General features: G+C 73.7%; 4 protein-coding genes. All 4 read right to left on the bottom strand.

Annotation, left to right across the window (positions count from 1 at the left end; genetic code table 11):
* Nucleotides 1-31 precede the first annotated feature (31 nt).
* Genes ACFTZL_RS41355 through ACFTZL_RS41340 form a run of 4 tightly spaced genes read right to left on the bottom strand, consistent with a single transcriptional unit; the run spans nt 32 to nt 4,579 of the window.
* Nucleotides 32-853, bottom strand: coding sequence for an HpcH/HpaI aldolase/citrate lyase family protein (locus ACFTZL_RS41355; RefSeq protein WP_382594680.1), 822 nt, complete (start codon nt 851-853; stop codon nt 32-34).
* On the bottom strand, nt 850-2,061 hold the full coding sequence (locus tag ACFTZL_RS41350; protein WP_382594678.1) for a CaiB/BaiF CoA transferase family protein: 1,212 nt from the start codon (nt 2,059-2,061) through the stop codon (nt 850-852). The genes ACFTZL_RS41355 and ACFTZL_RS41350 overlap by 4 nt, the downstream gene beginning before the upstream one ends.
* Complete coding sequence (locus ACFTZL_RS41345; RefSeq protein WP_382594675.1) at nt 2,058-3,422, bottom strand: ADP-ribosylglycohydrolase family protein; 1,365 nt, start codon at nt 3,420-3,422, stop codon at nt 2,058-2,060. The genes ACFTZL_RS41350 and ACFTZL_RS41345 overlap by 4 nt, the downstream gene beginning before the upstream one ends.
* Entirely contained in the window at nt 3,410-4,579 is a 1,170-nt protein-coding gene (locus tag ACFTZL_RS41340) for an ADP-ribosylglycohydrolase family protein (RefSeq protein WP_382594683.1), read from the bottom strand. The genes ACFTZL_RS41345 and ACFTZL_RS41340 overlap by 13 nt, the downstream gene beginning before the upstream one ends.
* Between the last annotated feature and the right edge of the window lie 50 nt (nt 4,580-4,629).

The following is a 4,629-nucleotide window of genomic DNA, read 5'->3' as shown; positions in this document are numbered from 1 at the left end:
CCCGGAGATGTCCGGGCGCCCTCGGTGTGTCTCAGCGCCGGCGGGCCAGGGACAGGGTGCGCTGGGCCGCCGTCACCACCGCCGCGTCGACGAAACAGCCGTCCGGGAGAGCCTGGGCGCCCTGTTCCGTCGCCGCCGCCTTGAGGATCGTCTCCGCCTGTTCGATCTCCCCCTCGGTGGGCAGATAGGCACGTTCGATGACCGGAAGCTGACGGGGGTGGATCGCGGCGCGGCCCAGGAACCCCAGGGCGCGGCCGTGGGCGCAGGAGGCGGCCAGGCCCTCCAGGTCGCGGATGTCCGGGTGGACCGACTGCGCCGGCGGGGGCAGGCCCGCCGCCCGGGCGGCCACGATCACCCGGGAGCGGGACCAATCGAGACCCGCGTCGTGCCGTACGCCCAGGTCGGCCCGCAGGTCCGCCTCCCCGAGCGCGATGCCCCGCAGGGACGGGTGGGCGGTGGCGACGGCGTAGGCCTGTTCCACGCCGAGGGCCGTCTCCAGGAGGGCGTACAGGGGCAGCCCCGGCACGGTGCGCCGGGCGATCCGGACGATCTCGTCGGGTGAGGTGATCTTGGGGAGCCGCAGGGCGCAGAGGCCGGGAGCGCGGGCCACGGCCGCGATGTCCGGCGCGGCCCAAGGGGTGTCCAGGGCGTTGACGCGGACGTGGACCGGGATCGGTGGCAGGTCGCCGAGCAGGTCGGCGGTGGCGGCCCGGGCGTAGGCCTTGCGGTCCGGGGCGACCGCGTCCTCCAGGTCGATGACGACGATGTCGGCGCCGCAGGTGAGGGCCTTCGCCACCACCTGCGGGCGGTCGCCCGGGGCATACAGCCAGGTGAGCGGATACGCCGCCGTCACAGAGCGCCCTCCGTGCGCAGCGCCGTGAGGTCGGCCGGGGACAGGCCCAGCTCGGTCAGGACCTCGTCGGTGTCGGCGCCGTGCGGGCGGCCGGCCCAGCGGATCGAGCCGGGTGTGGCGGAGAGACGGAAGAGCACGTTCTGCATGCGCAGAGGGCCCAGTTCCGGGTCGTCGACCGTGGTGATGGTGTTCAGGGCCTGGTACTGCGGGTCCGCCATCACGTCCCGGACGTCCTGGACCGGGGCCACCGCCGCCTCCGCCTTCTCGAAGGCAGCCAGGACGTCCGTGCGGGTGCGCGCGGCGATCCAGGAGCCGACCGCCTCGTCCAGGAGGTCGGCGTGGCGGGCGCGGTCGGCGCCCGTGGCGAACCACGGCTCGTCGATCAGTTCCGGGCGGCCCACCAGGTGCATCACGCGCTCCGCGACCGACTGGGCCGACGTGGACACGGCGACCCAGGTGCCGTCCGCCGTGCGGTAGACGCCGCGCGGGGCGTTGTTGGGGGAGCGGTTGCCGGTGCGGGGCTGGACGTGGCCGAGCTGGTCGTACCAGAGGGGCTGGGGGCCGAGGGCGGCCAGGATCGGTTCGATCAGGGCCATGTCGACGACCTGGCCCTCGCCGGTGCGCTCGCGTGCCGCCAGCGCCGTCATCACCGCGTACGCCGTCGTCAGGCCCGCGATGGAGTCGGCCAGGCCGAACGGCGGGAGGGTCGGGGGCGCGTCCGGTTCACCGGTGATCGCGGCGAAGCCGCTCATCGCCTCGGCGAGGGTGCCGAAGCCGGGGCGGTGCGCGTAGGGGCCGAACTGGCCGAAGGCGGTGACACGGGCCAGGACCAGGCGGGGGTTGGCGGCCGACAGCTCCGGCCAGCCCAGGTCCCACTTCTCCAGGGTGCCGGGGCGGAAGTTCTCGATGACCACGTCGGCGGTGGCGGCGAGGCGCAGGAGGGTGGTGCGGCCGCCGGGCTTCGACAGGTCCAGGGTGATGGTGCGCTTGTTGCGGCCGAGCATCTTCCACCACAGGCCGACGCCGTCCTTCGACGGGCCGTGGCCGCGGGAGGGGTCCGGTTTCGACGGGTGCTCGACCTTGACGACCTCGGCGCCGAAGTCGCCGAGCAGGGTGGCGGCGAGCGGGCCGGCGAAGAGGGTGGCGAGGTCGAGGACGCGGAGGCCGGTGAGGGGAGCGGTCATGGGCGCGGTCATGGCGGCGGTCATGGTCGGTGGGTCTCCCGGTGCGTGAGGTGGGCGAGTGCGTCGAAGCCGATGCCGTCGAAGTCGCCGACGGACGTGGCGAGACGGTTCTTCAACGGAGCCGTCCAGCGGTCGGGGAGTGCCGCGGGGTGCCCGGCCAGCAGACCGGCGACGCTGCCGGCCGTCGCGCCGTTGGAGTCGGTGTCCCAACCGCCGCTCACGGCACGGCAGATGGAGCCCGGGAAGTCGCCGTTCGCGTGGGTGAGGGCGGCGGCGATCAGGGCGGTGTTGGGGACGGCGTGCACCCAGTGGTGGGTGTCGGCGTGGGTGGCGTGCAGTGCGTCGACGACCGTGTCGAAGTCGCTGTGCTCCTGGGCCAGTCGGACGGCGTGGCGGACGGCTCGGGCGAGGCGGGAGCGTGGGGGTACGACGGTGAGGCCGGTGCGCAGGCAGGCGTGGACGTCGTGTTCGCCGGTCGCGGCGGTCGCGAGGGTCGCTGCCGCGAACATCGCGGCGTAGACGCCGTTTGCGGTGTGGGTGAGCGTGGCGTCGCGGTGGGCCTGTTCCGCGGCGGCGCCCGGGTCGCCGGGGTGGGTCCAGCCGTGGACGTCGGCGCGGATCAGGGCGCCGATCCATTCGCGGAACGGGTTGCGATGGCGGGCGGTGTGCGGGGGTTCCAGGCCGGAGAGGAGGTTGCGGTAGGCGATGCGTTCGGCGGTGAAGGTGCGGCCTGCGGGGAGTTCGTCGAGCCAGGTGCGGGCCACGTCCGTGGTGGTGAAGGAGCTGCCGTGGCGTTGGAGGACGAGGAGGTTGAGGAGGGGGTAGTTGAGGTCGTCGTCCTCGGGCATGCCGTCGATGTTCTCGGCGAGGGAGGTGCTCGCCGAGCGGCGGTTCCAGGGGTGTTCTTGGAGGAGGTCCTCGGGGACGCCCCGGGCTGTGAAGTACGTGGTGAGGGGCCGGTTGCCGGTGGAGTCGGCCAGTTGGCGGATGGCTTCGAGGGGGAGTTTCTCGACGGGCTTGCCCAGGAGGCAGCCGGTGGCGCGGCCCAGCCAGGCGGCTTCCAGGTGCTGCGGCGTTGCGGCGGCGCGACTGCCCGCAGGCTCTGGCCAGTTCGGGCACAGCCGTTTGATCTCCTCCAGGTCCGTTGGTTCGTCGTCGGCCAAGGCGCTCGGCAGGTCCGCCAATTCGTCCAGGAGGTCTCTTGCCAACTGGCGGAGGTACCGGGACGCCGGGGTCGGGGACGCGCCGGCTGTGAGGGGGGCCTCCTGGCCGCCCGCCGCTCGCCAGCGGGCGGCGATCGCCTTCGGCTCGCGGCCGTCCTGGGATGCCTGGCGGAGTTCGTGGCCGATCAGGTCCTCCGGCTGGACCCAGGTCAGTCGGAGCATTCCGGGCCTCCGAGGGACGCGAAGGCCTGTTCGTGGCCGCGGCGGCGGGATACGTCCCGGGCGAAGATCTCGCGGGTGACGGCCGTGAGGGTCGTGGCCGGTTCCCAGAGGTCCAGGCGGCTGGCCTCCGCGACCGTCTTGGACCAGTCCTGGGGGATCGGCGAGCCGAGGGCACCGGCCATGGCCCCTGCCATCGTGGCGATGGAGTCGCAGTCGCGGCCGTAGTTCACCGCGCCGAGGACCGCGTGGCGGTAGTCGCCCTGGGCCACGAGCAACAGGCCCAGGGCCACGGGGAGTTCCTCGATCGCGTGGAGGCGGGAAGGGCGGCGGGCGCCGAGAGAAGGGGACCGGTAGTCGGGGCCCACCGTGTCGTAGGGGGCCACCGCCTCGCGCAGGGGGCGCAGCGCCGATTCGAAGTCCGGGTGCCGGGAGGCCTCCTCGCAGACCCGCTCGATGGCGGTGCGGGTGCCGTCCTTCGCCAGGGACAGACAGGCCGAGACGACCGAGTCCGGCGTCGCCCCCGGGGCGCAGGCCGCCGCCACCGCCGCTGCCAGGACGCCCGCCGCCTCACGGCCGTACGACGACTGGTGCGCGCCGGCGATGTCGAGGGCCTCGGCGTACGCCGCCGGCGGGTTGGCCGCGTTGACCAGGCCGACCGGGGCCATGTACATCGCCGCACCGCAGTTGACGATGTTGCCGGTGCCGGCCTCGCGCGGGTCGGCATGGCCGTAGTGGAGCCGCGTCACCAGCCATTTCTCCGCCAGGAAGATCCGTTGGAGGGGGAGGGCCTCGGTCTCCAGTTCCGGGATCCAGCGTGGCTCGGTCATGAGGTCGGGGACCAGGTGGTCGGCGACCGCGTAGGCGTCGAGGTGGTCGCGGACCCGGGCGTAGACGCGGACCAGGGCGTGGGTCATCAAGGTGTCGTCGGTGATGTGGCCGTCGCCCTTGTGGTACGGGGCGAGAGGGCGGGCCGTGCGCCAGGCGTCGCCGTGCCAGGGGCCGACGATGCCGTGGACGCGGCCGCCGTGGCGTTCGAGGATCTGCTCGGGCGCGTAGCCCTCGACGGGGCCGCCGAGGGCGTCGCCGACGGCGGCTCCGACCAGGGCACCGGAGATCCGCTCGTCCAATGGGGCGTTTTGGTGCGGTTTGGGCTTCATGGCCGCATCATCCACCTGGGCGGGCCGGTAGGGCGGCTTCGAGGAGTTCG

The sequence above is a fragment of the Streptomyces sp. NPDC056948 genome (assembly GCF_042674225.1).
Taxonomy (GTDB): Bacteria; Actinomycetota; Actinomycetes; order Streptomycetales; family Streptomycetaceae; genus Streptomyces; species Streptomyces purpurascens.
This window is presented reverse-complemented; position numbering and strand designations above follow the sequence as displayed.